General features: G+C 28.4%; 26 protein-coding genes. 11 read left to right on the top strand and 15 right to left on the bottom strand.

The genetic code is table 4. The annotated features are described in order from the left end of the window. The first annotated feature begins 276 nt into the window (after positions 1-276). From rpmH to yidC, 3 genes are read left to right on the top strand one after another with little or no spacing between them, the layout of a single operon-like run. Positions 277-423, top strand: a complete 147-nt coding sequence (gene rpmH / locus ACT1UH_RS03280; RefSeq protein ID WP_002881399.1) for a 50S ribosomal protein L34 — start codon at positions 277-279, stop codon at positions 421-423. 43 nt (positions 424-466) lie between these two features. Next, a complete protein-coding gene (rnpA, locus tag ACT1UH_RS03275) occupies positions 467-799 on the top strand; it encodes a ribonuclease P protein component (protein ID WP_438340585.1) in 333 nt (110 codons plus the stop codon). Beyond that, positions 783-2,822, top strand: coding sequence for a membrane protein insertase YidC (gene yidC / locus ACT1UH_RS03270; protein WP_438340584.1), 2,040 nt, complete (start codon positions 783-785; stop codon positions 2,820-2,822). Before rnpA ends, yidC begins: the two co-directional genes overlap by 17 nt. 54 nt (positions 2,823-2,876) lie before the next feature. On the opposite strand, the gene ACT1UH_RS03265 is transcribed toward yidC, so the two are convergent. Continuing rightward, positions 2,877-3,287, bottom strand: a complete 411-nt coding sequence (locus ACT1UH_RS03265; RefSeq protein ID WP_444704973.1) for a hypothetical protein — start codon at positions 3,285-3,287, stop codon at positions 2,877-2,879. A 113-nt stretch (positions 3,288-3,400) separates the two neighbouring features. On the opposite strand from ACT1UH_RS03265, the gene ACT1UH_RS03260 reads away from it, so the two are divergent. After that, positions 3,401-4,405 carry a nicotinate phosphoribosyltransferase gene (locus ACT1UH_RS03260; protein ID WP_438340582.1) on the top strand — a complete coding sequence of 335 codons (1,005 nt, stop codon included), beginning with the start codon at positions 3,401-3,403 and terminating at the stop codon, positions 4,403-4,405. After that, on the top strand, positions 4,405-5,040 hold the full coding sequence (locus ACT1UH_RS03255; protein ID WP_438340581.1) for a hypothetical protein: 636 nt from the start codon (positions 4,405-4,407) through the stop codon (positions 5,038-5,040). Before ACT1UH_RS03260 ends, ACT1UH_RS03255 begins: the two co-directional genes overlap by 1 nt. Before the next feature lie 146 nt (positions 5,041-5,186). Here the strand turns inward: ACT1UH_RS03255 and ACT1UH_RS03250 are convergent, their stop codons facing one another. The 4 genes from ACT1UH_RS03250 to mutM all read right to left on the bottom strand — a co-directional run bounded on the left by ACT1UH_RS03250 (position 5,187) and on the right by mutM (position 8,476). Further along, entirely contained in the window at positions 5,187-6,182 is a 996-nt protein-coding gene (locus ACT1UH_RS03250; protein WP_444704972.1) for a DHH family phosphoesterase, read from the bottom strand. Next, positions 6,169-7,146: a DHH family phosphoesterase gene (locus tag ACT1UH_RS03245; protein ID WP_438340579.1), complete on the bottom strand. Its 978-nt coding sequence runs from the start codon at positions 7,144-7,146 to the stop codon at positions 6,169-6,171. The genes ACT1UH_RS03250 and ACT1UH_RS03245 overlap by 14 nt, the downstream gene beginning before the upstream one ends. Positions 7,147-7,405: 259 nt before the next feature. After that, complete coding sequence (locus ACT1UH_RS03240) at positions 7,406-7,648, bottom strand: Smr/MutS family protein (protein WP_438340578.1); 243 nt, start codon at positions 7,646-7,648, stop codon at positions 7,406-7,408. Between the two features lie 3 nt (positions 7,649-7,651). Next, positions 7,652-8,476: a DNA-formamidopyrimidine glycosylase gene (gene mutM, locus ACT1UH_RS03235; protein WP_444704970.1), complete on the bottom strand. Its 825-nt coding sequence runs from the start codon at positions 8,474-8,476 to the stop codon at positions 7,652-7,654. 47 nt (positions 8,477-8,523) lie between these two features. Here mutM and ACT1UH_RS03230 point away from each other — a divergent pair, with 47 nt between their 5' ends. The 4 genes from ACT1UH_RS03230 to ACT1UH_RS03215 all read left to right on the top strand — a co-directional run bounded on the left by ACT1UH_RS03230 (position 8,524) and on the right by ACT1UH_RS03215 (position 12,188). Then, complete coding sequence (locus ACT1UH_RS03230; RefSeq protein WP_438340576.1) at positions 8,524-8,991, top strand: L-threonylcarbamoyladenylate synthase; 468 nt, start codon at positions 8,524-8,526, stop codon at positions 8,989-8,991. 5 nt (positions 8,992-8,996) lie between these two features. Next, positions 8,997-9,458 carry an RpiB/LacA/LacB family sugar-phosphate isomerase gene (locus ACT1UH_RS03225; RefSeq protein WP_438340575.1) on the top strand — a complete coding sequence of 154 codons (462 nt, stop codon included), beginning with the start codon at positions 8,997-8,999 and terminating at the stop codon, positions 9,456-9,458. A 176-nt stretch (positions 9,459-9,634) separates the two neighbouring features. Then, positions 9,635-10,933: a hypothetical protein gene (locus tag ACT1UH_RS03220; protein ID WP_444704969.1), complete on the top strand. Its 1,299-nt coding sequence runs from the start codon at positions 9,635-9,637 to the stop codon at positions 10,931-10,933. Next, the gene (locus ACT1UH_RS03215) at positions 10,926-12,188 is read left to right on the top strand and encodes a hypothetical protein (protein ID WP_444704968.1); all 1,263 of its coding nucleotides are present in this window, start codon (positions 10,926-10,928) and stop codon (positions 12,186-12,188) included. Before ACT1UH_RS03220 ends, ACT1UH_RS03215 begins: the two co-directional genes overlap by 8 nt. Positions 12,189-12,779: 591 nt before the next feature. Here the strand turns inward: ACT1UH_RS03215 and ACT1UH_RS03210 are convergent. From ACT1UH_RS03210 to infC, 4 genes are all read right to left on the bottom strand, one after another. After that, a complete protein-coding gene (locus tag ACT1UH_RS03210; protein WP_444704967.1) occupies positions 12,780-14,180 on the bottom strand; it encodes a hypothetical protein in 1,401 nt (466 codons plus the stop codon). A 103-nt stretch (positions 14,181-14,283) separates the two neighbouring features. Beyond that, positions 14,284-14,643 (bottom strand): 50S ribosomal protein L20, encoded by a 360-nt coding sequence (gene rplT, locus ACT1UH_RS03205; protein ID WP_444704966.1) that lies wholly within the window; start codon positions 14,641-14,643, stop codon positions 14,284-14,286. Positions 14,644-14,676: 33 nt separating this feature from the next. Then, entirely contained in the window at positions 14,677-14,865 is a 189-nt protein-coding gene (gene rpmI, locus ACT1UH_RS03200) for a 50S ribosomal protein L35 (RefSeq protein ID WP_004416337.1), read from the bottom strand. A gap of 1 nt (position 14,866) precedes the next feature. Then, a complete protein-coding gene (infC, locus tag ACT1UH_RS03195; protein WP_438340916.1) occupies positions 14,867-15,481 on the bottom strand; it encodes a translation initiation factor IF-3 in 615 nt (204 codons plus the stop codon). A gap of 546 nt (positions 15,482-16,027) precedes the next feature. On the opposite strand from infC, the gene ACT1UH_RS03190 reads away from it, so the two are divergent. Next, positions 16,028-17,974 carry a S41 family peptidase gene (locus tag ACT1UH_RS03190; protein WP_444704965.1) on the top strand — a complete coding sequence of 649 codons (1,947 nt, stop codon included), beginning with the start codon at positions 16,028-16,030 and terminating at the stop codon, positions 17,972-17,974. 76 nt (positions 17,975-18,050) lie between these two features. Then, positions 18,051-20,000 carry a S41 family peptidase gene (locus tag ACT1UH_RS03185; RefSeq protein WP_444704964.1) on the top strand — a complete coding sequence of 650 codons (1,950 nt, stop codon included), beginning with the start codon at positions 18,051-18,053 and terminating at the stop codon, positions 19,998-20,000. Between the two features lie 328 nt (positions 20,001-20,328). On the opposite strand, the gene ACT1UH_RS03180 is transcribed toward ACT1UH_RS03185, so the two are convergent. The 6 genes from ACT1UH_RS03180 to rsmD form a co-directional block, all read right to left on the bottom strand. Next, positions 20,329-20,985, bottom strand: coding sequence for a ribulose-phosphate 3-epimerase (locus tag ACT1UH_RS03180; RefSeq protein ID WP_444704963.1), 657 nt, complete (start codon positions 20,983-20,985; stop codon positions 20,329-20,331). A gap of 11 nt (positions 20,986-20,996) precedes the next feature. Further along, positions 20,997-21,845 (bottom strand): ribosome small subunit-dependent GTPase A, encoded by an 849-nt coding sequence (gene rsgA / locus ACT1UH_RS03175; RefSeq protein ID WP_438340566.1) that lies wholly within the window; start codon positions 21,843-21,845, stop codon positions 20,997-20,999. Between the two features lie 15 nt (positions 21,846-21,860). Next, entirely contained in the window at positions 21,861-22,865 is a 1,005-nt protein-coding gene (locus ACT1UH_RS03170; protein ID WP_438340565.1) for a serine/threonine-protein kinase, read from the bottom strand. 2 nt (positions 22,866-22,867) lie between these two features. After that, positions 22,868-23,620 carry a PP2C family protein-serine/threonine phosphatase gene (locus tag ACT1UH_RS03165; protein WP_444704962.1) on the bottom strand — a complete coding sequence of 251 codons (753 nt, stop codon included), beginning with the start codon at positions 23,618-23,620 and terminating at the stop codon, positions 22,868-22,870. A gap of 13 nt (positions 23,621-23,633) precedes the next feature. Next, positions 23,634-24,257, bottom strand: a complete 624-nt coding sequence (gmk, locus tag ACT1UH_RS03160) for a guanylate kinase (protein ID WP_438340563.1) — start codon at positions 24,255-24,257, stop codon at positions 23,634-23,636. 87 nt (positions 24,258-24,344) lie between these two features. Then, positions 24,345-24,893 carry a 16S rRNA (guanine(966)-N(2))-methyltransferase RsmD gene (rsmD, locus tag ACT1UH_RS03155; protein WP_438340562.1) on the bottom strand — a complete coding sequence of 183 codons (549 nt, stop codon included), beginning with the start codon at positions 24,891-24,893 and terminating at the stop codon, positions 24,345-24,347. Position 24,894 lies beyond the last annotated feature (1 nt).

Here is a 24,894-nt window from a genome sequence, read left to right as displayed (position 1 = left end):
CATAATGTATTTACATACATTTTATTAACACTTTTATTATTATTTTTCTTTCTTAAATTAAGTTGAAAAAAATAATAAAATAAATTATCAACAAATAAAGATACTTAAATGAGTAGTTTGTTAAAAACTTTTATTAGAGGTTAGCTAAAAAACATAAAATAACGCTAAAGTAAATTATTAATTAATAATTAATAAAATGCAAGGGGGATTTTTGCTTTTTTGGTAAAATAATATAAGTATTTTTACATAATAAATATTTTTGAAAAGGAGAGAAAAATGAAAAGAACATACCAACCTAAAAAACGTAAACATATTAAGGTGCATGGTTTTATGGCTAGAATGCAAACAAAAAATGGCCGTAAAGTTCTTGCAGCAAGACGTGCAAAGGGAAGACATAAATTAACTGTATCAGATGAAAAATAATTTGATGCTTTTTGTTTTAACTTTAAATTAATAATTTTGCATTATGAATAAAAAAAATACTGTTAAAAAAAATTGAGAATTTCAAAAAATTCTTAATGGACATAATCAAGTCATTTCACGAAATTTAATTGTTTATTTTACTAAGTCGCAATTTTTCAGATGCGGAATTTCAATTCCAAAGCAGTTTGCTAATGCTGTTGAAAGAAATCACTACCGCAATCAGATCAGATCGATTCTAAGAAAAATGGACATAAGTCAAATTAATTACGACACCGTTATAATAGCAAGAAAAAATTTTCTCCATCTCAATTGAGAGGAAAAAAACAAAGCTATTCACAAAATCTATGAAAGGATAACCGATGGCAAAAAGAAGTAGTTCTAAGCACTATGATTCTTTTCGGATTAACCAATCTCCTATTGATAAGCAACCAAAGGCTGTCTGAAAAAAAGTTTGAAAATGAATTAGGGTTGTTCTAATATTCATCATTATTTCTATCGGCCTAGTAGGTTGCGTGCAATCAATTGCAACAAAATCGGGAACTAAAGTTGGTTCAGGACAAGAAATATATACAAAGAACGACTATGTTTCACCAAACATCGCAACACTAAGATGGAATAAAGATCGCAATGAATTCTATGTTCCAAACATCAATACAGAAACCGGTATAGTTGCAAATACTTATCTTGGCCTAGAAGATCACGAACAGATTAATCAGTTAAGAAAACAAGATGCTCAAACCGGTGGACAATATGGTATATATGGTGGTACATCATTTGCATTGCAATTACAAAAGCCAAAAAATGACAATGCTGCTTTATCAAACAAGCCAGATGATTGACAAAATATCTCTAACATCGAAATAAAAAACGAAGATGGGCATAGAGGTGTCATCTATGGTAATGGTTTAAACAACATTTATCTTAATTTTGGTAATAGTAAAGGTGAAGGAAAAACAAAAGCATATACCCCTGTAAGTAAATTAACCGATATTTACCTACCTAACTCAATTGTTTTTGAAACATATGAGAAAAAAGTTAAGGTTCCCGGTTCAAATGAAACAAGAACAGAATTTGTCACTGACTATTCACACGTTAAAGATTTAAACCTCTCAAGAGTTGAATTAACTGGTGTAAATGGTTCAAATGTTTATAACGTTTTTCTAGCGGATATATACACAACATTATTAGCAGAAACATTTAAGATTTGAGTAGACCAAGATAATAATAGATCTGATTTCGCCAAGGCAATCTCTAAAAAATCAGGAAAAAGCATTTCTCAATTAAGAGCGTTAGATAAATATAGTTTAATTAGCGAATGGAACAATTTCATTCTTAGTTATAAAAATTCAATAGGTCCCGCAAAGGGAATTAGCGAAGAAGAAGGTAAAGAATTAAATAAAATCTTTCTTTCGGTTTCATCTGTTATGAAAAACTATGCTTCATTAACCTCTCTAAATGAATCATTATTTAAGGTAAATGATAAAAAAATCGGTAGGGAAATCAGCGTATTTAACTTTTCCTCAATCAATGATGCAGGAAATTATGCTCCTGATGCCTGAAAATTTAAATTAATGGCCTCAGATGCATTTGTACCCAACAAGCCAATAACTACCTATAAAGAGCACTGGGAACAAGGTCCTTTTTATGGCTTCTTTGTATATCCAGTTGCTCAGTTTATGAACTCCATAATTAGACCGTTAGGAACTACTGGATGAAGCGTGGTACTGGCGTTGGTTATCACAGTTATTTTTGTTAGAATTATCACTTTCTTCCTTACAACTAAAACAATATTTAGCGCAAGTAAGATGGAAGAATTAAATCAAAAGAAAGCAAAGATTGAAGCTAAATATGATGCTTATAAGGGTGATAAACAAATGAACCAACGTAAGCAAATGGAAATTAGTGAATTATACAAAAAAGAAAAAATTTCACCGCTCTCACAACTTGTCTCATCATTTATAACCCTCCCAATATTAATTGTTGTATTTAGAATAATTTCAACTTCTCCAGAAATTAAACAATCCACATTATATACAATACAGCTTTCAGCTACTTCAATTTATAGAATATTTAAAATTGGTGAGCTCCAATATTTACCGATTGTTGTTCTGTCAATTGCAGTTCAATTAATAGCTCAATTTATGCCTAAAATTCTTAAACTAAAGAAGAAGAAATCACTTCAAGCTGACGCCTATCAACGGGCTGCAATAAAAAAATCAAATAAAAAGGCATTTCTAATTCCAATTATATTTGCTTTTATAGGGATATTTTTTAGTGCTGGTTTGCAAATATACTGAATAATAGGTGGTATATTTACAATTCTTCAACACGTTGCTGTTCATTACATTCAAAAAACAAGATGATATAAAAATAAATTGCAACCTTTCCTATTCAAATAATTTAAATATAAAAATAGCGGGCTTTCTTGAAAAAAAGCTCGCTATTTTTATAGTCTATTTTTTTAATTTGTTTCCATGCTTTTCTTTTTTTATTTTTTGATGCAAATCATACATTTTAATAGCAGAAACTATCATACAATATAACGACAAAAAGGGAATAATAAATATTGCAGATAATAAGAAATAAATATGTAGTCTTGCATTATTGTTTTTTTTGGCATATTTCAATCCCAAAATAGATGAACTAACAACAAAAACTATACTAAAAATAAATAAAATTGTTATTACAATATAAACCGGATTAGATGTTCATTTTCCATAATTATTTTCATTACCGTTCAGGTATATAGCCAATAAAATGCTAATAAATGCACACAAAAAAACAATAAAACAAATGCTAGCTCATGACTGCATCTTATACAATTTGCCAACATAATTATTCTCAGATTTATCAATTTGTTCCATAACATAACTCCTAAAGTTATTCTACCTAATCACAATATAATATATAATTTTAATATTAATTTTTATTTTGCTAACCAAAAAATGTAATTCATTTTATAAATAAAGAAGGTATAATGAAACTAAAAGACTATATCTCGATATATTTTCTTAAGACCAAAAAAATTTCACAGAAATACCGCAAAAACGAAACAGTAACACTACAGTTTTTTCAACGCCACAATAATGTAAAATTATGTGGGATAAATGAGGTCATTAAATTGTTGTGTAAAAACACTGATACGTCTAAATACACAATAAGATATCTTGAAGAAGGGTCAATAATACATAATAGAGAAGTCGTACTTGAACTGGAAGGACATTACTATGATTTTGGCATTTGAGAAGGCATTATAGATGGCATTCTTGCCCGGCAAACTTCAATTGCCACAAATGCACACAATGTTATTAAGGCAGCTAATGGAAAAAATGTTGTAAGCATGGCTGATAGATCAGATCATTATATAAACCAGCTAAATGATGCGTATGCTCTTAAAGTTGGTGGAATATATAACCATTCTACTCTTGCATCATCCAATTACGACCTAAAGCATACGTTTGGCAGTATGCCGCATGCCTTAATTCAAATGTTTGAAGGAGATATTGTTAAGGCAATTAAGGCTTACCATAAAACATTTCCAAACGATGACCTTTATGCTCTTGTTGATTTTCATAATGATGTTATTTCAGACTCACTTGCCTGCTTAAAAGAATTTGGCAAAAAACTCAAGGCAGTAAGAATTGACACCTCGAAAGCATTAATTGACAAAATGTTTATCGAGGGAGAAGCAGAATATGGTGTTACCCAAAATCAAGTAAAGAGATTAAGAGAAGCTCTAGATAATAACAATGGAAAACATGTTAAAATAACTGTTTCATCAGGATTTAATGCTAAAAGAATTAAAGAATTTGAGGATGAAAATACACCGGTAGATACATACGGCGTTGGAGCATCATTATTGAAAGTATGAATAAATTTTAGTGCCGACGCAACTAAATTAAATGATAAATATATCGCAAAAGAGGGAAGAGGATATCTAAAAAATAACAAACTTAAAACTTATAGAGGGGAAATTATTTAATGGAAGAAAATCACAAGAAAAAAATAAAAGATAATATCTTTAATTTTATTGGCTACTTAGTTATTTTTCTTTTTTTAGCAATAGGAATTATTTTGTTTTTAGTTGCGTCTCATGTTTTTGGTTCTATAGGCAGGGGAGGAACTATAGCATCATATATTTTTGGCTCAATTTCGCTTATTTTATTTATCCTAATAATAATAAAAATATTTCTAATTATTGCTTCAGAAAACAAATACGCAAAAAACGCAATTGATGTCAATAAAATATTTGAGGGCGTAGAGCTAGATGAAGAAGAAAAAAACACCCACAACTTATTTTTAGAAGAATATCATAAAGAAATATCAAGTCTAAACATCTACTTTGGTGCCTTTGTTTTAATTGAACAAAAACATTATAAAAAAGACATTGATATAAATCATCCAAAAGTAAGAATGCTTATTGAACAAATGATTATTGATGGTATAAAAAAATATGGTTTTTTTGACCTATATCTTGTAATTGAGTTTTCAAAGACAATTAATAAAAAATTTATTTGAAAAGGCGACCATAAAAAGTATAAAATCTACTTTGAATATATAAGAAAAATATATCACATTGCCGATGATTACATTTATAACAAATATTTTATTAAATAAAATTAAAAATTTATAAACAACATTACCTGACCATTATATTTGGTCAGTTTTTTTATAATTGATGCTATGTTAAAACAAAAAAAGACCCGAATCATATATAACGATTTGAGCCTTGGCTTTTTTTGTAAAATAAAGTAAATTATTGGTTATTTATTTTTATCATAATTTTCAGAAATGGTTATTTCATGTTCCAAATCGGCTACTATTTGGGGGATTAATGATGCGTCGCTAATTTGAGCACCCGACGCGCGATGATGGCCACCACCACCCCACTTAACAGCTACGTTTCTTACGCAGGCACCATTCGATCTAAATTCACATCTAATTTGATTTTCCTTTTCTTGCGTAAAAAATACTCATGCCTTGTTATCATCAATTGAAGAAAGCAAAAAAGGTCGATTTGCTTTTAATGGGTCATAAATCCCAAGTTTCTTCTGATCCTTTAAGGTAAAGTAAAATGATACAACGCCATTTTTTATATTCATATTTTGTTGAACAAAAGCGTTTATTTTAATATCCTCCAATGTTTTTTTGGCCATATTTTCATGTAGTAAATCTTTATTAGCGTTATGAGATCATAATCAAGCAACTAAAAACATTGTCTTATCATCAGTTAGGTTAGTTGTAAGTCTAACTGAATCTGTATAAATTCCTAAATATAAATATGTTGCTGCTTGTGCATTAACTTTTCAATTTAATCCATATGCAATTTCAGCCACCTGTTGTGCCGCTGCAGGAGAGTACTTATCAACCCAAACCAACGAAGCATTTAAGTCGTCATCATTAGGGTGATGATCGATTCTAATAACATCATCAAACAGATTATTATCTAAATATTCACGGCACTCTAATCTTTCTTTAAAATTAGCATCAACAATAATAGCTAACGAATTTTCAAGTTTCTTAAATTCCAATTTATCCATTGAAAAATCAAGGTATGAATAAATTCCTTTGGAATCGCCGATAGTATAAACATTTTTATTAGGAAAATTTTCTTGAATTAAATGCTTCATACCAAATTGTGAACCTAAACAGTCACCGTCAGGTCTTATATGATGAAAGATTACAATATTTTGGTATTTTTTAATTTTATCTTCAATTTTTTTAAATATTTCTAATCTTTCAGAACTAATTTTGATCATTTTTTAAAACCTCAGCCTTTAAGTCCTCAATTAGAGATTTCATTTCGCGTCTAGAATGACATGTTGCTCCAGCAGCAACTTCATGGCCACCGCCAGGTTGATATTTTTCACAAATGTGATTAATTCATATACCGTTTGATCTAACTCTAGCTCTAATATTGCCGTCGGGAAGATCGATAAATAAGACTCAAATTTTGCAATCTCCGATGTTTGCTAAAATGCCAACATCATTAGCTTCATTATCATTTAAATTAAATTTTTCCTGAATCTTCTTAGTTACATGAAAATATAAAACCTTTCCATCACTCTTATAATTTAATAAAACATATGCAGAAAATCTAACTTTTCTTTCATCTCTTTTAGCAAGATCAAAATTAACATCCCATACTCTAAAATTATTGCCCTCATGTAAATAAGACATAACATCAAATGTTCTTTTTTGGACATATTCATATTGAAATCTTCCAGAATCTGTATTAATACCTAAATAAGTATATTTTGCTGCCTTATCAGTAACTTTTCAGTTGGACATCATCGCAATATAAGCAACTTGCTCAGCTGCTGCTGCAAATGTTGGATCTTCCCACGTATAGTCATATTCAATATCTGGATTAACAGGATGATGGTCAATTCTTAATAAATGAGTAAAGTTTTTATCAAGAATGTATTGCGCAAATTGAATCCTATTTGATGAGTTAGCATCAACAACAATGCCTAATGAGTTTTTGAAATTTTCTTTTGGTACATCCTCAAATTTATCAAAATCTCATTCAAAGAATGGAAATGCACCAATATTATCACCAAAAACGAACACTTTTTTTTCTGGGTAATTAGTTTTTATCAATTCTCTCAAACCAAACTGTGAACCCAAACAATCACCATCGGGTCTTATATGATGAAATATAAAAATATTATCATGAGATTCGATTGCTTGTTTAGCAATTTCTCAAGTATTCTTTGCCATTTTTTCTCCTAGTAATTAAAAATTAATTATTTAAAAATTTAATTGATTATTTTATTTATTATTAAATTATAAAACATAATAAAAATAATCAACCATTTTATGATAACTAAACAATTATCAAAGTTTAGCTTAATTTAACTAGGTTGCCATGTTGATAAAAAAATAAATAAATTTAAAGCGTAAAAAAATCTAAATTCTAATATTACAATTTGAATCTAATATCTTTTTAGTCAACATTTATTCATACTATTTTATAAAATTAATTCTTTTTATATGCCCTAATAACTGAATGATTAGAATTCAAAAATTCATAATCATATTTTTCATCTTCTAATAGATTTGAAATAGCAAATTGAAGGGTTTTGGTGCCATTACCAACAATAATATCTACATATTCCATAAATTCATTTTGGTCTAAAGTAAATAAAGCGTTCAAAACATTAATAGATGCTTCATCACTAGTCAAACCGTGTAAATCAATCTCTAATGAATATAGATTCATATTTTAATACTCCTTTTGACAATTTGGACAAAGGTAAGTTCCGCGCCCATTGACCTTAATTTTTATAGTTTTATTTTGGCATTTTAGACATGACTTTATTCTATCGCTGTGAATCATTAAATAATCTTGATAAGAACCTATCTCGTTATTAAAACTTTCATAGGTATGAATAGTTGTTCCCCCTAGTTTGTAGCTCTTATCCATAATAACCTGGCCTTTTTCTAATATCTCTTTAAGTTTAGCTAATGGGATATTTTTTGATTTACTCAACGGGTGTATAGCGCACGCAAACAAAGCCTCATCAATATAAATGTTCCCAAAACCTGCAACATATGATTGATCCAGCAACTTAGTTTTAATAGAGCTTTCACTACCCTTCAATTTCTCAAAAAGTTCCTCGATGTTAGTATCTTTAGGTTCGAGTGCCACTTTTGATAAAGGTAATTTTTTTTCATAAGTTTCACTATCGCGCAAGTAAAATGTGCCAAACATTCGGCTATCAAGATAATGGAGCTCGCTATTATCTTCAAATACAAATTTAGCAACTAAATGTTTATGGTTCTCATGTGGTTTTTGATAATAACGATATTTTCCTTCCATTCTTAAATGAGATAACAAAATTAAGTTGGTTTCGAATTGAAAAATAATATGCTTACCCTTATTTTTGACTTGAGTTATCTCATGCCCCCGTAAATTATTCTTATATGTTGAAGGCGAACACTCCTTAAAAAGATGCGGTTTAATAATTTCTAGGTCCTTAATTTTTTTATACAAAATGACCTCATTTAGGTTTTTAACAACCACTTTTACTTCTGGTAATTCAGGCATATTACTATTATATACTTTTAGATAACATAATGTAATATAATAAAAGTATGACAAACAAATATAAAAAATTATTTATTTCAACAACTGATACCGTTTTAGGGATCGGCGGCGCTGTTAACGATGAAACTAAAGATTTAATTTATGAAATAAAAGGCAGAGATAGAAACAAAAAACTAATTATTTTAGTATCCTCTATTCACCAGGCACGAATGTTTAAACAATGAAATCCGCAAGCTGAGCAATATGCTAAAAAATATTGACCAGGCGCAACAACGTTAATCGTTAATGACCAAGGTTTTAGAATGCCAAACCATCCCTTGTTACTTGAATATCTTGAAAAAAATGGGCCAGTATATATGTCGAGTTGCAATATATCAAATGGGCCAGTATGCAAAAATATTGAAAATGCAAAAATTCTTTTTCCTGAAATAACAAATGTTTATAACTTTGGAGAAATGAGTCAAAAGCCTAGCCAAATAATTAGAGTTGAAGACGGTTTAATTTTAAGGGAGTAAATTTTATGGACAAAATTGTAAAGATAACTAGTGATCACGCTGGACATGAAGCAAAGATTAAGCTCGCTAGCGAGCTAAAAAAAGAAGGATACAAAGTAGAACTTTTTGGTTCAACAAGTTCATTGTTGCCAGTCTCGTATACTGATGTTGGAATAGAATTTGCAAAGGAAACAAAAAGAGATCTTAATAAGGAGAATACAAAACTTATTGCTTTTTGCGGCTCAGGAATTGGAATATCTATGGCTTTAAATCGGTTTAAAGATATAAGATGTGCTAGAGTTACAAATGAAGAAGAAGCGAGATTATCAAAAGCCCATAATAATTCAAATATCTTGTGTATGGGAGGAAGATTATTAAAAGATAACGAAATTCTAAACATGTTTCATGCATGAGAAAATGCAGAATTTGAAGGCGGAAGACATCTTATTAGAATTAGTAAACTAGGCGAACTTGGCCAAGATGAATAATTTAAATGTATAAAATGCACAAATCAGGACTAAAAATAGCCCTGATTTTTAATCTTATTTTATCGACCAGGCAACATAAATTAGCAAAAAATATTAATTTTTTTTAAAAAATAAAACGCATACTAAAAAAAGTATTACAATAATTTAATTTATCAAAATTTAAATGAGGTTTAAGAATGAAAAAAATAGAACTTAAAGAAAAAATAAATTATATTTCTAAATATGTTGATGATTTCAATGAATTGCATAGTACAGATATAAAAATTATTATCAAAGGGTCTGCTGTTTTAAAGTTAAATGAACTTATTAAACGCAATCCCAATGACATTGATATTTGTTTTTTTAACAATGAAAATTTAGAAACAAAAAGAGCATTTATTAGATATATTACAAAAATTGGAGACTTCAAGCTACTAAGAGAAGATGATAACCTTATAACAATTGAAAATTTTGAATTTGGAAAGGTTGAATTTATTCTTTTTGAATATCTTCATGTTGATTGATTAACCAAAATCGATAACAACCTTTACTTTGTAAATTCTGATTTTATGATTATTGGAAAAATCTTAATGCTTACATATGTTATGTCATCGTATTATCCACACAATGATAAGATGGAAAAAATCATTGCAACAATAAGCGATTTAAATCACCTTGATAATCTAACCTCATTTCTAGATAACTTCAAATTAAACAATTATAAAACCCTAATCATGAACCTTATCAATAATTCAACTCTTATTTTTATCTATTATAAATATAAGGAATTTTTATGATGGAAAAATGAATATGAAGTCTTCGAAATTCAAGATCCCGGCTTGTTGCAAACTTTTAATAAGGTAAAACATATATTCAAACAAATAAATAATGATAAAGAAATTAGTGACTATATAAACTTCAATAGCAAAATAATAGAAAGCTTTTATTTAAATTTTTTTACTGAATACCAAGAATTTGACGCAACAAAGGATTTTAGCAAATTAAAAAGCACAAATATATTTTTTAAGACAGATTACTCTTGCCAAGATAGCAATAGAAGTTCTTACTCAATAAATAACTTTAATTTTGTCGAACAAAATCAAAATAGTAAAATTAATTCTTTTATACTAAACTGGTTTATTAACAATTACCAAATTAAAAATAATAAAAAGGTAAATAATGAATATATTTTTAATTTAAAAATCTCTAATGATAGCAAGTGAGAAAATCAAGGGATTTTAGTAAATTCAAATAACCAAAATAACATTAAAACTAAAAAGATTTTGTCTATACTTAGCAAGTATAGCATTCCCTATAAAATTTCCTTAAGTAAAGAATGAGCCGCAACCTGCAAGCAAGAAAATGAAATCGTTGATTTTATCATTAGCATTCCAGGGGATTTAGAAACTGATATAAATGTTAAAATTAACATCATAAACATTGTTCATATGATTCAAATAATTTATGTTTTATGTAAGGAACTAAACAATGATTAATAAAACAAAATATGCCAGTTCTTTAATTATTTCAATGATTGGATCTGAGGCTTTTAAACTTGGAACAGCAATTTATATCTATAAGTTCACAAGTAGTTTTTGGCTTGTTTCCCTTTTATATTTACTAATTCAAATACCGGTCTTTATTTCATATCTACTAAATAAAAAAATTGCTTCAAAATTAAAACTAAAAAATATACTTATAGCAACTGACTTTATTAGCGTAGGTGTGCTAATGGTCATATTAATTAGCTCTTTTTTCTTCATAAAAAATAATTCACTCCAGGCTTTTTCAATATTTTTATTAATAACTAACATTATATTAAATATCATACACTCATTTAGATTCATAGCCCTTAAGTCAGTTTTATATTATTTATCAAATAACAATAAAGATATAAAAACTTACAACGTTTTAGCGACTATCGCTACTGCGCTAGCTTTTCTATTGGCATCAGTGTTTTCATTTGTATTATTTACTAAATTACCTTTTTGGTCATTAATTGTTATGAATATGATAACTTATTTAGCATCAGGGATTTTATACTTCATATTAAAGTTAAATAAGGAGCCATTGCAAACAACACCAACTATTAAAAATAATGTAGACAATTTACAACTTGAACACAACAAAAATTACAACATATGAAAATGAGTTTACACTATTGCATGTAGTCTAATTGTTGGAATATTTCTTTTTCCACGAACAGCGGGAATGTCTCAATTTTTTAAAGCTATTTCATTTAATGCAGAAGAATGATCATTTATATTAAATATTATATTCGGATCTTTTGGCCTGATTGGAAGCCTAATTTCTTTAGTGATAAGAAATAAAGATATCAAACTAAAATGAATTTTATTAGCTATGAATATTGTAATTCTAATAGTTATTCCTATTTTATTTATATCAATTAGTAATTACATTAAAAACATAATTTATTTAGTAATAATAGGTATGCAACAACTATTTTTCTCACTATTTATTGCCATTTTTTACACAAATACATATTTGCTTTTTAAAGAAGACAAATTTAAAAAAAATACAATATGAACATTAATTTTTAAAGTTATTTCATCGTCTTTAATTATTTTATTATTAACTCTAATAACATATCAAATCAACTATTTTGTTACGTTTACCGTGTTTGCAGCATTAATACTAGTTACAAGTATTGTAATTGCAGTTTCGGAAATATTTTTATCTAAACACAAAAAGAAAGAAATGTTAATTAAAAAGCAACAAGCAAACAAATAAAATTGGCACCCCATAATTTTAAACAAGTTTGTCCTAACTTTAAATAAAGGGGATGCTAATTCTCAAAACAAATATGGTCTTTATTTTGGCCAAATAAATCATCAAATTGCAACAAAAATGAGCCACCTAACATATATAGTAAAATGCTATAGGTGGTTTTATTATGTGCGAAATAGAATTAAACTATTTTCAATTAAATAAAAAACAAAAAATTAGATGTTATAACTACATGTTCTAATTTAACAAATAAGCAATTATCCTTAAAAACAAAATGTTCAATATCAACCATAAAAAGATTAAAACAAAAATTAAGAAATGCTAAATTATGCAAAATAAGAAGTTAACTTAGCACATGGCGACCAATATAGCCTTGAATATAGCACTATTTTGTATGATGTAGTCGCAAAAATAAAATACATATAAAAAATATAGTTAAAAAATTAAAGAAAAATCATAAATATATCTTAATTTAAAATGGATTTATGATTTTTTAATCTTAAAACTGAAAAACTCAAATAAAACACACTCCTTTCGGAATGTGTTTTATCGTTTTTTATCCAAACTTGGGATTATATCACCTTCTTGATATTATTAAGATTCAACTCTTGAAGTGTCAAGTTTTCCAATAATATTATGGACTCTGGATACAGTCATCCATGCTGCAGGGTCTGCCAACAGGATTTCATTTTTAATAATATTTTGCTCTAAATAAAGTGCAAAAGTTTCAATTCTAACAGTTTCAGTATTTGTATAACCGGCAGTAAGCTTATCTATATTATAACCATGTCAATAATTAATAATTTTAAGACGGTCAATAATCTTGTCTGGGTTTTTTGTATATATTTCAATTCTAATCTTACGATATTTAGGAAAAATGAGATCAATAAATGAAATGTAAATAAAAACATATGCAAAAAAACTTAAAATTCTTAAAATTAGTGCTGCAATATTAAATGGTCTATCTGATGATATTCCTAATAACTCAACAATGCTAATTGTCACAATTGAGAATGCTCCAAAAATCAAGGCAACAATTGTTGAAATATGACCCACTGATTTTTGTTTAACTCTAGAAATATAATAAATTATAAAATCTCCGCCAGCAGTAGAAGCTGAATTTTTTCATGAAATACCACTTGCCGATCCGGCCATACAAGCACCAATAACAGCATAAACAATAATTGGCCATGTTGGATTGGCGTAGCCATTTTCAATAATATTTTTAAAATGATTTAATTGATTAAATTGAGACTGGGTAATTTGATGTATATATCCTAACTCTTTGATTACGCCTGCCTCTAAAGAATTATTAATACTTAATAAATATAGACCATCCTGAGATGTTGGATTTGTATTAATTCATTGGAACAAATGACGATATGAATTTTGATAAGTTCCATATGATTCTCAAGGAATTAATGATTTAAATTCATTTGTAAAACGGGAATCAACTGGAGAAATTCAATTAATATAATAAATCGAAATTTTATTAAAGAAATGTCCAATTGGCCCAATTAATAATATCGATTGAAACGCAACTTGCCATAATAATCAGTATGTCGTTAAAATCATAAATAATCGTGAATTTTTCTTTCAAAAAGCAATTATTAAGGGTAAATTCATAAAGAAATAAATAAAAGCAAAATATGGTGCAGTTGATGAAACTGTAAATGTAATTGCTTGAACTATAGCTGAAACCCCGGTTGCAACCGTTGCCGCCTTAGCTAAAAATGTTGCGATAGCTATATTGTATAAGATAGCTGAACAAAAAACAAAGAACATTTTCTTAGGAAACTTTTTCCATACATTAAAGAAATTAACTCCATAAGGATTTATTTCATAAGGTAATTTTGAAGGGTTCTTTTTACTTTTTCGCTTTTTTTCCTCATTAGATAATGCTATATATTCTTCTGATTTAAGTTGTTTTTGTTTAGCTAAATCTATATTCTTTTGTTCTGGACTTAGGTTATTAATTTTGCACGTCTTTTTCATATGTCCTCAATATAATAGAAAATAATAACACTTTTTTAAAAAATAAAATGATTATGTATTAATATACATAAAAAATAAAACAGCTAACTAAAGCTGTTAAAAATTATTTTAATGATAGAGCTTTTTTGGCTGTTTCCACTATCGAAGTAAATGATTCAGGATAGTTAATTGCTAATTCTGAAAGCATTTTTCTATTGATATTTATATTTGCTTTATTTAATCCTTCGATTAGTCTTGAATATGTAATACCATTTGTTCTTGCTGCTGCGTTAATACGAGCAATTCATAATTTTCTGAATTCACGTTTAACTTGTTTTCTATCTCTAAATGCATATGTTCATGATTTAACAACAGCTTGCTTAGCAACTTTATAACCAATAGATTTGTGTCCTCAGTATCCCTTAGCAAGTTTTAATCATTTAACACGTCTTCTTCTTGTTACTACTCCGCCTCTTGTACGCATAATATTTTCCTTTCCAAATAATTTATTAAAAAATTAAATTAATTCTTTATATCTCTTAAAATCTGATGCTGATAAGGTTGATGATTTACGAGATTGACGTTTTTGCTTAGTTGTTTTGTTTTGAGCTAAGTGTGAACGATATGCATTTCCACGTTTAACTTTACCTGTTGCAGTTATTTTAATTCTCTTCTTTAAACCGCTCTTGGTTTTCATTTTTGGCATGTTATTCTCCTTGTGGTTGTGAAGGTTCGTTATTTTTTTTGTTAAAGGCTTCAACTTTCTTTTTATCTTTTTCGATATACATATCTAAAAAACGTTCATTTACTAAAGTTGGCTCTTTTGATACTTTTGCAATGTCCTCGACAAGCGCATAAAACTTATCTAAAATTTCGTGCCCCAAATCAGTTCTGCTACGCTCACGACCCCTGAACTTAACCGACACTTTTACACGATTTCCCTCCAAAATAAATTCACGCACTTTGCGTGCCTTTGTTTCAAGGTCATGTTGTCCGATTAAAGGGGTTAATCTTATTTCGCGGTTAATAGTTACTGACTGTTTTTCCTTAATTGCTTTTTGTTTTTTCTTCTTATCATATTTAAACTTACCATAGTCCATAATTCTAGTAATAGGTTTGTTATTTTCAATTGAGATAAGAACCAAATCCATTTTATATTCAGAAGCTTTTTCTAAAGCATCTTCTTTAGTTAAAACTCCTATTTTTTCATTATCAGGGCCTAAAACAAAAACTTTTTTATAAGGTATGTCATTATTTACAACGTGTTCTGATTTTGGTTTTTTACTTTGACTATTTGCAAAGTTTGAGTTATCTTGATATATAACTTCCTCCTTAAATAAATAAAAAGTGGGTTTAGACCACTTCTCATTAACTACAAAAATATTAAATAATCTTTATCTGTAGCGACCCAGCAAAAAATCACTTAGGTGAGAAATGAATCTACTTATTGCTATTAAAAGCACAATAAATTTTAACATAAAATCATTTTAAGATTAATAACATTTTCAAAATATCTTACAAAATAAATTATTTCCATGTTTTTATTAATCAAATAAGCAAAAACAGATGGCAATTCTCTTTGTAAGATTTAATAAAAGTTTCTAATTTCACAAAAAAAATGTTAATTTCAAATTAAAAATCAAAACAAAAATATAATCTAGTTTTTTTCTTTAAGGTAATTGCTAAATTTTATCATTTTTTAACATTTAAAACAGCAACTATAAAGCACTATCTATTTAATTAAATTATTTGAACCTAAAACTTTTCTATGTTTTTTAGTATAAATTTTGTGCTTTTAGCCAAAAGTAATAAAATTGTTTTTAGATAGTATAAAACTAGATAAAAAGATACAACATTGAAAGGAAAATATGAAAAAACAAGGAAAATATAAACTTCTAGCAAGTTTACCATTATCTATAGTTGGCATAGCACCTATTGCTATACTATCAGTAAGCTGTCAATCGGGGGAACAAGATAAACTAACCCAAGAACTTATAAAAAAAGAACAGCAACTTTCAAAGGAACAAGTTGAAAAAGATAAAGCTACCAATCAACTAAATTGAGCTAAAGAACAACTTCCAAAAAAAGATTTAGAAATAAAAAAATTAAAGGGTGAATTAGAAAAAGTAACTCCGCAAAATGATGATAAAAAAGTTTTCGAAACCAAAAAATATAACTTTAAAAACTATAATGCTGAATACACAGTAAAAGAAACAAATGAAGCTGAAGCATTTTTTATTAAAGATGACAAGTCTAAGACACCTTATATTGACTTAGATCAGTTTATATCGATTTTAGATGGTTTATTTGACCAAAATCAATTAAGTTCATATGTTGAAAAAGATAAAAATACAAAAACATATTTTACAAAAAATCCAGATGGAACAATATCAAATAAATTAATTATTGACTGAGCCAAAAACACCATTCAATTAACAAGCACTAATTTCTTTTATGAAATTTTTAAACCACAACAATTAACCGATGGTGAGCAATTCCTAAAAACCGAATATGAATTATCGCGCATCAAAGGTGATGAAGGCAAACTTATTAACTTTGACTTAGGCAAATACCACATGGATATCTTATATAGTAATGATAAAGTATTACTTCCATTTTCAATATTCAATACCTTATTCATGAGTACAACATCAAACAATATTTACTTTAATGGTAAATCATTTACAAATGTAAGTGATGGACTTGATGCATTTGAAACTGCAAATGATGAGCTAAGAGAAAGAATAAGAAAGAATGATGATCTAAATGGTAATAAGGCTACAAAGGAAGAAAGAGAAGCAAACTTCAACCATTTAACATTTACAATGGACTACTTTTATGGCCTAAGAGAATATAAACAAATTAAATCTTTTGCAGACTATATTTCAAAAGAAGACAAAGAAAAATTATTATCAACTGACCCAGAAATATATAACAAAGCATATATAAATATCTTCCATAAACAATTAAATGATTTACACACAAGCCTAAATACTTTTTCGTATCGTGAAAAAGAATGAAATGCCGATATTTTTGACTCATTAACAAGAAATGACTTTGGACAAAAATTGTTGAATGAGCGAAAAGTAGCAACCGAGTTAAGTGGGCTATTTGAGGAAAAATTTGGTAAGAAGGTTAGCGAAGTTGAAACTAAGGATTTAATTAGATTCCACGGCAATACAGCCATTGTAACCCTTCTTGAATTCAAAGATGGAACAAAGGATGAAATATCGAATGATGATGCATGAAAATATGATACATACTTTCTAATGCGTTATTTAATAAAACAAGTTAAGGAAAAGAAAAATATTAAAAATATTGTATTAGATCTATCTTTAAATGGTGGCGGTAGCGTTTCTGCTATGGTTAGAACTTTAGGCTTTATGACCGATAAACCTATTTTAAACCGCGAACAAGATATTCTAAATAGAACAAATAGTTTAAGCAAATCAGAAGTTGACACCGATGGTGATGGAAAATACGAAAATGACGCTTATGATAAATACAATTGAAACTTGTTAGTTGGTGTAACTACATTTAGCGCCGCAAACCAACTAGCAAGTATTGTTAAGGAAATGGGTATTGCTAAAATTATTGGTCAAAAATCTGGTGGTGGTATGTCAGCTATTATGTCAAACGTAATGCCAGATGGTACAACTATTACTATGAGTGGACCAAACAATGCTGTTTTTGGAATAGAAAACAAAGAAATAGAAAGTGGTGTTCCAACTGATATTGCAATCGAATACAAAGACTTCTATAATGATGAGGCAATTGACAAGGCTTTAACAAGCGCTAACTCAAAACAAAATTAATAATAATTAATAACATCGGCCAAAAAATTCCGGTGTTTTCTTAAAATGAAGAAATTATTGTAAAGAAGGAAAAAATATGAAAAAATCAGGAAAAGCTAAACTTTTAGCAAGCTTACTTCCATTATCAGCTATTGGTCTAGCACCAATTGCTATACTAACTGCAAGCTGTCAATCTGGACAAATCGATAAACTAAATAAAGAAATTCAAGAAAAAGAACAAAAAATTCAAGAATTACAAAAAGAAAAAAATAATACTAACGATGAATTAAATAAAATCAAAGATCAACTAAATGAGAAAAACGAAATAATAAATGATATTGAAAGAGAAAACAATATCAAGCCTCAAAACGATGACAAGGTTAACATTAGTTCTATCTCTCACAGTTTCAAAAACTATAATCCTGAATATACAGTTGGCGAATCAGATGTTAATGTTTATGAAATTAAAGACGATAAATCAAAGACAGCTTATGTTGATATTGATCAATTTTTAAGTGCTCTAACTGGCTTAATTGGCCCAGAACAATTTAGTTCATATGTTGATAAACAAAAGAATAGAAAAACTTATTACACAAGCAATCCTGATGGAACTATTTCAAACAAGTTGGTAATTGATTGAAATAAAAATACAATTTTTGTAACTACAACGGACTTCTTTTATGAAATATTAAGACCACAAGAATTAACAGATGGTGGAGAATTCACTAAATATGAATATGAAAGAATTCCAGAAAGTGATAAAGGCGTTACTTTCGATCTAGGTAAATATCATATGGATATCCTTTACAAAGATGATAAAGTTCTAGTGCCATTTTCAGTATTTAACACTCTATTTATGAGCTGAACATTCAACAATATCTACTACAATGGAAAAACATTCACTAATGTTTTTGCCGGACTTGACTCATTTGGTAGAACTGAAGAAGAAGCAAGAGAAAGAATTAGAAAAGATAACAATCTCCACGGCAACAAACCAACCAAGGAAGAAAGAGAAGCAAACTTTAACCATTTATCATTTACAATGGACTACTTTTATGGCTTAAGAGAATATAAACAAATTAAATCTTTTGCAGACTATATCAAAAAAGAAGATAAAGAAAAACTTCTATCGACTGATCCTAAAAAATGAAATGAAGCATACATCAGTATTTTCCATAAGCAATTAAATGAATTACATACAAGAATGAACTCATTCTCATACTATGAAACAACTAATTATCTAGACCCTCTAAAACTTAAACTAGAAGACTATGGTCAATATAGAATTGATTTCAATAAACAAAGAGCAGAATTGGTTAAAGGCTTTGAAGCATATTTCAAAAAGAAAATCGAAAATTTCCAACCAGAAGACTATGTGAAATATGTTGGTAATACCGCTTTTGTCACCTTATTACATTTTGAAGATGGAACTAAAGAACAAAACAAATCGCCAGAAGCTTGAAAACATGATACATACCATTTAATGAGATATCTAATGAAAGAGGTAGCAAAAGAAGAACATAAAAATATAAAAAACATTGTTCTAAACATTGCTATTAATGGTGGTGGTAGCGTTGGATCAATGGTTAAAACACTAGGTTTTATGACTGATAAACCAATTCTAAATCGTGAATTCGATATTTTAAATAGAGTAGGTAGTTTAAGTAAAGGCTTAGTTGATACTGATGGTGACGATAAATACGAAGGGGATGCATATACACAATACAATTGAAACATCCTAGTTGGTATAAATACATTTAGTGCTGCTAACCAATTGACAAGTATTGTTAAAGAAATGGGTATTGCTAAAATTATTGGTCAAAAAACTGGTGGCGGTATGTCGGCCATTATGCCTCTAGCTCTAAGCGATGGAACAACTATTACAATAAGTGGTCCAAATAATGCTACATTTGGCAAAGATAACAAAGAAATTGAAAGTGGTGTTCAACCAGACATCAAATTAGATTATAAAGATTTCTATAACTACGATAAAATCGATAAAATGTTAAGCGCTCAAAATCAAAAACAAGACGAAAATAAACAATAATCATCCTTTCATTGTTAAAAGACATCAGCAATTGATGCTGATGATAATGTAGTCAATTTTGTGTAAATTTATTTCTTGCTTACTTTTTGAGTAAGAGATTTGAGAATAGTAATCACACAAATCTAAATTTATTAGACAAAAATAACCAAATAACATAACTAAATCGGAGAGTTTAATCTTCTGAATGTTATTTGGTTATTTTAAATTATTATTACTCTTCTTCGAAAATTATTTGCAATTGGATTGATTATAAACAGAAACTGTAGATAATTTTGTGTAAATTAATCTCTGGCTTGCCTTTTTTTAGTAAGTGATTTAAAAATAGCAATTAACTCAATAACAATTTGATTGTTTCCTTTGAAAAATTTTTAACCAAATAAGAACCAACAACCGCTAAGTCAACGCCACTCTCAAAACATTTTTTAATATTAAAGTCCTTAATACCACCATCAATTTCAATTATTATTTTCAAATTTTTTTGATCAATATATTTTCTAAGTTGTCTTACCTTTGCATAAGTAGATTCAATAAAACTCTGCCCGCCCTTGCCAGGATAGACACTCATGGCTAATATTAAATCTAAATCCTTGAGAAATGGTATAACTTTGCTTACATCTGTATCGGGATTAAAAGCTAAGCCGAGTTTTATGTCTTCCTTTTTTGCTAATTTAATAAGTTTTTTGAGCTCTATTTCATTTTCAAAAGCTTCATAATGAAATGTTAAAATAGCTCTAAATTCCTTAAATTTATGATAATAAGAAAAAACATCTTTAACCATTAAGTGAATATCCATATTATGCTTTGGACACTGATCAAATATTTTTTTAATTTCTTCATATGTTAAGGCCGTATTGGGTACAAATTGGGCATCCATAACATCGTAATGAACATTACTAACACCTCATTTAATCAATGAATTAACATAGGAAATTAGTTGATCACTTTTTACATCTAATATCGAAGGGCTTATTTGTCTATTATCCATTTTTTTCCACCTTAATATATTGGTTCTAACATACGCTTCATAAAGCTTTTATAATTTTCATATCTTTCTTCTTTAATAGTTCCACACTGAACGCGTCTTTTAACTTCACAATCCTCAATTCTTTCATGGTAGTGTCTACAACTTCTAAATTTGCAAAAGGGGGATGCTTCTCTAAAAGAATTAAAAGCAACAGGCATTTCATCAATTGTTAAATCAAACTCAATAGATGAAAACCCAGGAGTATCAATAATCTCGCCGCCATTAAAGTTAATTAAACTTACTTCTCTTGTTGTATGTTTGCCACGGTTTAGCGCCTTTGAAATGGCTTGTGTTTCAAAGTTTGTGCTAGCTAAATAATTTATTAGTGTCGTTTTTCCTACACCGGTTTGGCCCACAAAAAAACTAGTCTTATGTTTAAAAATTTCTCGCAAGCCTTCAAAACTAGCTTCATTTTCATAATTTATTTCAAATACCTTATAACCTTGTTCCTTGTAAAAATCTATCCTTGAAGCAGATGTTAGATCTTTCTTGGTTAAAACAATTATTGGTTCTACATTCTTGCTTTCAATAATAATAAGGAACTTATCAACTAATTGAGAACTAAATTCCGGTTCAACTAATGACATAACGACAATCGCTTGGTCAACATTAGCAATTTTGGGCCTAATAAAGAAATTTCTTCGTCCTAAAATATGATGAATCAATCCTTCTTTTTCAAATTCAACATTATCGCCGACGATAGGTTTCATATCAAGCAATCTAAGTTTTCCTGAACCTCTCACTCTATAAATTTGTTTATCTCCAAACGACTTAACATCATAAAAACCTGCTAACGACTTAATAATTTTCCCTTTTTCCATTTAACACCTTCACTTCTACTTTTTATAATATTCAACTAAATATACAATTAAATAAATTAATAATCCAAAAATTATTGAGGAACCCAGTGTTATCAAAACAATGTTTAGTACCTTGTGTGATTTCTTTTTTTTCTTTTGCTCATGATTTTCAAGATCAAGCCGCTTTTCCATGCTTGCTTGCGGTGTTAAACAATGATCTAGATCACTAATTATGTCTAAGCAATTTAAATAGCGATTTTGAGGATTTTTAGCTGTGCATTTTATTATAATATTTTCAACAGCTTGCGGAATAGTTTTCCCAACACCTTCTAAAGGTGGTATTGTACCGTTTATTTGAAGCAGTAAAATAGATTGGGCATCAATTCCTTGATAAACAGGATGTCCTGAAAGCATTTCGTACAAAATCATACCAAAAGCATAGATATCGCTTTGAATTGAGGCTGGTTGACTTTTCAAGGGAATCTCAGGAGCTAAATATTGAACTGATCCAACTGTTTTATTATCAGCTGTAACTCGCAAACTATCCTCGTTAATTGATATCCCAAAATCAATTAATTTAACTCTATTGGTATCATTTTCAATAATTATATTGCTTGGTTTTAAGTCTCGGTGGATAACATTAGATGAATGGATATCATACAATCCCCTGCATATCTCTCTCGCAATTCTTATTGCTTCATCAACAGGTATTTTTTTGTGTTTTGCAATTAATGCCTTGAGATTGGTTCCTTTGATTAATTCCATTGCATAATAAGATTCGTCTGCACTTACATAGTAGCCAATCATTTTGATTACATTCGGCGATTTAATTGTTTTCAAAACGTTGCACTCGTTCTGAAAGCGGATTTGATTAACTTGTTTTTTTGTTATATCTGGAACAGTGAGTATTTTAACTGCCATTCTCTTTTGTGTCTTCTTATAACAAGCAGAATAAACCTCACCATACCCCCCTTTTCCTATTAAGACAAAGTCCTCAAAGTGTTTATTTACATTTTCGTATCTATCCAATCTCTTCAACATAATTAAAGCTCCAATATCAATGCTGTTAAATTATCTCTTGATTGATTTTTCTTCGCAATATCAATTAATTTTTGAGCTTTTTTATCAAGGTTAAGTTTTTTATCTAAAAGGATTTGCTCAATTGTTGGTTTATCAACAAAATCATGTATTCCGTCCGATGTCAATAAAATATATTTAATTTCTTCACTACTCTTCAATAAAAAACTATCACATTTCATATTCTTATTAGGTCCCAAACAACTAACTAACTTATTGGCATCAGGCAATAATTTAACAATATCCATATCTATTTTTTTGATTTCTGCAAGTTCATGTAAAACGTTTTGATCAATAGTTATTTGATGTAATAAGCCATTATATGCATATGTACGAGAATCGCCAATATTAAATACATAAGTTTGTTTGTTTAAATTAAAAACTAGGGCAGCCGTTAAAGTTGTACCCATATCTTGATAATTTACAATATTTTTACTATTAACTATATCTTTAAGTGATTTTTTAATATAGCTTAGTGTGGTATTAAATCATTTATTTATATTTTTTCTATCATTAAATTGAATATTATCGTTAAAACTTTCTTGAAAATAGCTAACTAGTAATTCCACTGTTTTTTGTGAGCACAAGGCACCACCAAAATGACCCCCCATCCCATCACATAATATAGCTAATGTTCAATTATTTAAAAAACTGATTGATGCACAATCCTGGTTCTCGTTACGATATTTTCCTTTATCAGTTTTAATAGCATATTTCATTTTTCTACTTTTTTTAAGCCTTTCTACCAGGTTCTGCTTTTTGTTTTACATCAATAATGTGAGAAAAATTTTGTTTGATAATTTCCTTAACTTTATTAGCGGTTTCTTCAATTGAATTATTAATAACAACATGTTGAAAAATCGAAGAAAGAATTATTTCTTCTCTTGCTTTATCTAATCTTTTTAAAATAAGGTCATATGTTTCAGTATTTCTATTTTCAATTCTTCTTTCCAATTCTGTTAATGATGGAGGCATTAAGAATATTGAACATATTTCACCTTCTCTACCTTCTTTACGATACTTGTTAATAATTTGCAAGGCACCATTAGTTTCGATTTCTAAAAATGGGATTTTTCCTGAGGCACAAATATTTGCCACTTCTGAATTTAGTGTTCCATAATAATTATCAAAATGCTTTGAATATTCTAAAACCTTATCTTCCTTAATAAATGTTTCAAATGTATCAATTGGAACAAAATAATAATGAATACCATCAACTTCACCTTCTCTTGGCTCGCGGGTAGTAATTGAAACCGATAATTTTAATTTTAAGTCCTTATTATCAAACAAATATTTTTCAATTGTGCCCTTCCCAACACCAGAAGGTCCGGTAAAAATAATTAATTTTTTCTCCATGCTTTCTCCTTCATCTTTTTTATTTTAGAATATTTAAAGTACTATTAGAATATTAATTATATTAATAATTAATTATATAAAAAATATTTACTTTATGTTTTCAATAAAGTAAATAAAAATTTTTCCATACTTCTTTTGTTTTACTACCTCATAATGATTATTTTTATATGTGAAATTATTCCAATCAGTTTCAATAATAATCTTTCCATTAGAATTTATCATATTATTTAAAGTTAATATATCAATGCATTTAACAAGCAATTCTTTTTCCCTAAAGGGTGGGTCTAAATAAACAAAGTCATATTTTTTATCCTTATTTTTGGACAAAAAAGATAATGCGTCAGTATTAATAATTAACAAATTGCTTTCTTTAAGACTATTTTTATTCTCAATAATTATTTTATATGCTTCGTAGTCTTTTTCGACACATGTGGCATTTTTTGCTCCACGAGATAAGGCTTCAAGACAAAATGAACCAGATCCAGAAAACAAATCTAGAAACTCACGACCTTCAATATTAAATTGAATTGAAGAAAAAATGCCCTCTTTTGCTCTATCAGTTGTTGGCCTTGTTGTTTTAGAGGAAGGTTGTTTTAATAATCTTGAACGGTATTTTCCGGCTATAATTCTTAACATA

This window comes from Mycoplasma sp. 332 (genome assembly GCF_052378275.1).
Taxonomy (GTDB): Bacteria; Bacillota_I; Bacilli_A; order Mycoplasmatales; family Metamycoplasmataceae; genus Metamycoplasma.
The sequence above is the reverse complement of the archived record's forward strand: the minus strand, read 5'-3'. Positions and strand labels throughout refer to the sequence as shown.